Source organism: Providencia sp. PROV032 (genome assembly GCF_028484875.1).
Lineage (GTDB): Bacteria > Pseudomonadota > Gammaproteobacteria > Enterobacterales > Enterobacteriaceae > Providencia > Providencia rettgeri_E.
Genome location: NZ_JAMPSX010000055.1, coordinates 1 through 4,432 on the forward strand (window position 1 = coordinate 1; position 4,432 = coordinate 4,432).

Genomic DNA, 4,432 nt, shown 5'->3' on the forward strand with positions numbered 1-4,432 from the left:
ATTTATGAATGTTCCTGTTATGGCTTATGTTCAAGAAAGCATTGCCCCTGAAATGATGGGCAAGGTGTTTTCCCTTTTGATGACCGCCATGACTCTTTCTATGCCGATAGGCTTACTTGTTGCAGGTCCGGTTGTTGAGGTTATAGGTGTTAATACATGGTTTTTCTGGTCTGGTGTTGCGTTGATAGTAAACGCTGTTCTCTGCCGCATTCTGACACGACGCTATGACAAAGTAACAATGAAACCGCAAGTGGACTGAAAAAAGGACCGGGTTGATGATAATTTGTAGTGGTGAGCTTCTGGGAGTACAAAACAAAGTGCTCAAAATTGTCGGGCTCATGGCGTTTAACGGTATTAATTTCGCTTATAATAATCTTTCTATAATAGCCTAAAGGAGAATATCTATGATACCTAATAGCGAAAATAAAAGAGTATGGTTTATTACCGGAGCAAGCAAGGGGCTTGGCTATGCTTTTACATGCGCCGCCTTGAAAGCCGGGGATAAAGTTGTTGCAGTTGCAAGGACTATCGATAATTTGGCGAAGCTAGAAGAAACATATCAAGAGAGCTTACTGCCATTAAACCTCGATGTTACAGATAGGGAGGCTGTTTTTTCTACGGTTGAAACAGCAGTTAAACATTTCGGTAGGCTTGATATTGTTGTTAATAATGCGGGTATCATGACTATGGGTATGATTGAAGAACTAAACGAATCCGATGCTCGGAAACTAATGGACACAAACTTTTTTGGAGCTCTTTGGGTTTGTCAGGCAGTGATGCCCTATTTGAGGTCGCAGCGTTCTGGACATATCATACAGATTACAAGCATTGGCGCTATTATCTCGGGTCCGATGTCTGGTATTTACAGTGCAAGTAAATTTGCGCTGGAAGGAATGAGTGAAGCCTTAGCAAAAGAAGCGGAACATTTCGGAGTGAAACTCACTATGGTGGAACCAGGAGGATATTGGACAGATTTATACACTTCGATGAGTTACAGCAATCCATTAGATTCATACGGTACACTGCGCGATGAGCTGGCGAAACAGTATTCCGAAGATTCGGTCGATAGTGATCCTTCCTTGGCAGCGGAAGCCCTTATGAAATTAGTAGCCAGCAATAATCCGCCTTTGAGGCTTATCCTTGGCAGCATGGTATACGATTTGGCGATGGATACCTTAAAAGCACGGATGGCTACCTGGGAAGAATGGGAAGCTGTTAGCCGTGCATCAGAAAAGGCTATTCCTGCACCGGAGAGATATGGAGTATAATACCAAACATGGTTTTTGAGGCAAGGACGAAACTATCATGAAAATTGAAATTATGGAATATAACCCGGATTGGACAAAGAATTTTGAAGAAGAGAAAATAAAATTGCTCCATTTTTTCGGTTCTCATGCCGTAGCCATTGAACATATCGGAAGCACGGCGATACCCAATCAACGGGCGAAACCGGTTATAGATATATTTATTGGCGTTTCGCCTTTTGCTGAACTACCTTTTATCAGCGCATTTTTAATGCAAAGGAGTATCACCACACTCCGACAGATATGACAGGCAGATATTTGTTTGCAAAATATACAAATGAAGTTTGGACCCATAATCTTCTTGCTTTGGTGTAGGTATAATACCCAAAAACGAAGTTTATGCGGAACAGGATAACACCTCGAAATCGGAGTTTATATGGCTTCGTGGGGGAGTTATGTGTTTGAGCTTTGTCGCATTAACGCGAATCAGGGGTTGACGGCAGAAATAGACTGGAATTACACTTCTTGGAGTCGGCGTTGCCGGAAAATTCTGATTGGATTAGTTGTTCGGGGTGCGAAAACAGTCGTAGTTCGGGGAAAAAACCGAATTTTGACCCAAAACCGCGAAAAACTCGAAATGACAGTTCCTATCAGTTTTCATAATGAATTAAAACAAAAAAATTAGGCTGCAAAGATAGGGAAAATGTGTCAATTTGCGTAAGTGATAATTAGTCAATTAAGATAAATGCTACTTTTGTAATCAAAGCAAAATGATATGAGCAAGATTTTTGGAATCGTAAATATAACCACCGATAGTTTTTCCGATGGAGGACTTTATTTAGATACAGATAAGGCAATTGAGCATGCTCTGCATTTGGTTGAAGATGGAGCAGATGTGATTGATTTGGGAGCCGCTTCCAGTAATCCTGATACAACTGAAGTGGGCGTTGTGGAAGAAATCAAAAGACTCAAACCTGTCATTAAGGCTTTAAAAGAAAAAGGCATTTCTATTTCTGTTGATACATTTAAACCTGAGGTTCAGAGTTTTTGCATAGAACAAAAGGTTGATTTTATTAATGATATTCAAGGTTTTCCTTATCCTGAGATTTATTCAGGCTTGGCAAAGTCAGATTGCAAACTTGTGTTGATGCACTCCGTTCAGCGAATTGGTGCAGCTACTAAAGTTGAAACGAATCCGGAAGAGGTTTTTACTTCCATGATGGAATTTTTTAAAGAAAGAATTGCTGCTTTAGTTGAGGCTGGTGTAAAGCGTGAACGAATTATTCTTGATCCGGGTATGGGCTTCTTTTTAGGCTCTAATCCAGAAACATCTATTCTTGTTTTGAAGCGTTTCCCTGAAATTCAAGAAGCTTTTAATTTGCAAGTAATGATTGCAGTGTCACGGAAATCATTCTTAGGTAAAATAACTGGAACCGATGTGAAATCTCGTTTAGCACCAACTCTTGCAGCAGAAATGTATGCATACAAAAAAGGTGCAGATTATCTCCGCACCCATGATGTTAAGTCTTTATCAGATGCCTTGAAAATATCCAAAGCCCTAGGTTAGTTTTATTTTTTTAGCTTTCTAAATGAATATGCTATACTTGCTCTGAAGTTGTGTTGGCGTACTTGACTTAGGTCTGGATCTTTCGAACTGTTACTAAGAGGGTAATCATAGCCAAACATAAACTGGAAATGTCCTAATTCTAAACCTGTTCCAATACCTACACTATAATCAAGAGGACTTAAACTTCCATCACTTCCAAAAGGTTTTGTGTACTTCTCTTGAGTTTTCGTAGCTAAATAGTAGTGTTTGTTGGTAAATCCAAATAATCCAATATTCAATCTTGCGACCGGGAAAGTCCTCTTGAAAGTACCACAAGTTCGCGGGATGGAGTTTTATCCCAGCTGCATCGAGAAAGGCATGCGCAGTGAGCGTGCTCTCAAGCTCGCCATCGCCGAAATGTATGTCAAAGGAGTAAGTACCCGCAGGGTCTCGGATATCGTCGAAATTCTTTGTGGCACCGAAGTCAGCTCGTCCCAGGTCAGCAGGCTGGCAAAGGAGCTCGATGAAGAGATTACGTCTTGGAAGGCGCAGCCTGTCGGACAGATTCAATACTTGGTACTTGATGCGACCTATGAATCGGTTCGCGTCGGTTCCCATGTGGTCAAGCAGGCGCTTCTAGTGGCTATTGGCGTTGATTACAGCGGGAATCGGCATATTCTTGACGCCGAAGTCGCGAACAGTGAGGCAGAGGTAAACTGGCGTTCCTTTCTCGAGGGTCTCGTACGACGAGGGATGCACGGCCTGCGAATGATCACCAGTGATGACCACTCAGGACTGCGCGCGGCAATCGATGCTGTCTTCCCTGGAATTCTGTGGCAACGCTGCCAGTTTCATCTGCAGCAGAATGCCCACTCCTACGTCACGAAAAAAGATGAGATCCCGCTGATAGCCGCTGATATTCGGAAGGTGTTCAATCGGAATATGTCAAGATAGTTTATGCCAGATTTTTGAGAGGTTTGCATCAAGCAGCCTTCGAAAGAGGACGGCATGACATTGAGACCGGCAAGGCGTCGTAGATACGCACTTTCCCAGTACGCCACCGTAAGGGGTTTTTCTCTTTGGCAGCAAGAATGGTTTGGTTTCTTTTTTCCTCGGCGCCGTAGGCGTCCGACTAACACCTGAATTAAGCCGCGCCGCGAAGCGGCGTCGGCTTGAATGAACTGTTAGATGCCAGCCCGATCAATGTGCGCTGACCTTGGATAGCAGATTTAGAACGGCGACGCCACTAACGATAAGTCCCATGCCAACGAACGCCCACAAGTCTAGTTTCTGGCCATGGAAGATCCAAGCGATAGCTGCCACAAGTACGATGCCGAGGCCAGCCCAAACAGCATAAGCAATGCCGAACGGGATGGACTTGAGTGCGAGAGAGAGGAAATAGAACGCAAGCCCGTAGCCAGCCACAACTACAACAGAAGGAACTAACTTGGTGAATCCATGGCTGGACTTCAGTGCGGAAGTTGCGACGACCTCACCAAATATTGCAATAGCCAGAAAGAGCCAGTTCTTCACGTGCAATCTCCTCTACGGTATGAAGGATAAATAGTGGTGGCTATGAGTTGCCAAAAACAGTCTTGCGGCTGTCGATTTTCTGTGAGCATACGCAACGCCAAATCTGGCA

General features: G+C 43.5%; 8 protein-coding genes. 6 read left to right on the forward strand and 2 right to left on the reverse strand.

Translation table 11 applies throughout. The features are described from left to right. The 5 genes from PSF42_RS20370 to sul3 form a co-directional block, all read left to right on the forward strand. Positions 1 to 259 (forward strand): hypothetical protein (locus PSF42_RS20370; RefSeq protein ID WP_225983033.1); only part of this gene is annotated, 259 nt, incomplete at its 5' end. Between the two features lie 145 nt (positions 260 to 404). Continuing rightward, positions 405 to 1,268 (forward strand): SDR family oxidoreductase, encoded by an 864-nt coding sequence (locus tag PSF42_RS20375; RefSeq protein WP_000612791.1) that lies wholly within the window; start codon positions 405 to 407, stop codon positions 1,266 to 1,268. 37 nt (positions 1,269 to 1,305) lie between these two features. Further along, positions 1,306 to 1,551, forward strand: coding sequence for a GrpB family protein (locus PSF42_RS20380; protein WP_001354008.1), 246 nt, complete (start codon positions 1,306 to 1,308; stop codon positions 1,549 to 1,551). A 129-nt stretch (positions 1,552 to 1,680) separates the two neighbouring features. Then, positions 1,681 to 1,929, forward strand: a complete 249-nt coding sequence (locus PSF42_RS20385) for a hypothetical protein (RefSeq protein ID WP_015058183.1) — start codon at positions 1,681 to 1,683, stop codon at positions 1,927 to 1,929. A 90-nt stretch (positions 1,930 to 2,019) separates the two neighbouring features. Beyond that, entirely contained in the window at positions 2,020 to 2,811 is a 792-nt protein-coding gene (gene sul3, locus PSF42_RS20390) for a sulfonamide-resistant dihydropteroate synthase Sul3 (protein ID WP_000034420.1), read from the forward strand. Positions 2,812 to 2,813: 2 nt separating this feature from the next. On the opposite strand, the gene PSF42_RS20395 is transcribed toward sul3, so the two are convergent. Then, on the reverse strand, positions 2,814 to 3,089 hold the full coding sequence (locus PSF42_RS20395; RefSeq protein ID WP_109023896.1) for a hypothetical protein: 276 nt from the start codon (positions 3,087 to 3,089) through the stop codon (positions 2,814 to 2,816). A gap of 22 nt (positions 3,090 to 3,111) precedes the next feature. On the opposite strand from PSF42_RS20395, the gene PSF42_RS20400 reads away from it, so the two are divergent. Then, positions 3,112 to 3,744, forward strand: coding sequence for an IS256 family transposase (locus PSF42_RS20400; RefSeq protein WP_020802982.1), 633 nt, complete (start codon positions 3,112 to 3,114; stop codon positions 3,742 to 3,744). Positions 3,745 to 3,990: 246 nt separating this feature from the next. Here PSF42_RS20400 and qac read toward each other — a convergent pair whose 3' ends face one another. After that, on the reverse strand, positions 3,991 to 4,323 hold the full coding sequence (qac, locus tag PSF42_RS20405) for a quaternary ammonium compound efflux SMR transporter QacL (RefSeq protein ID WP_272680560.1): 333 nt from the start codon (positions 4,321 to 4,323) through the stop codon (positions 3,991 to 3,993). Positions 4,324 to 4,432: the final 109 nt, after the last annotated feature.

What these genes read in the sequence shown, in the direction of transcription:
- PSF42_RS20375 (WP_000612791.1), top strand. Translation starts at nt 405, where the DNA reads ATGATACCTAATAGCGAAAATAAAAGAGTATGGTTTATTACCGGAGCA.
- PSF42_RS20380 (WP_001354008.1), top strand. Translation starts at nt 1,306, where the DNA reads ATGAAAATTGAAATTATGGAATATAACCCGGATTGGACAAAGAATTTT.
- PSF42_RS20385 (WP_015058183.1), top strand. Translation starts at nt 1,681, where the DNA reads ATGGCTTCGTGGGGGAGTTATGTGTTTGAGCTTTGTCGCATTAACGCG.
- sul3 (WP_000034420.1), top strand. Translation starts at nt 2,020, where the DNA reads ATGAGCAAGATTTTTGGAATCGTAAATATAACCACCGATAGTTTTTCC.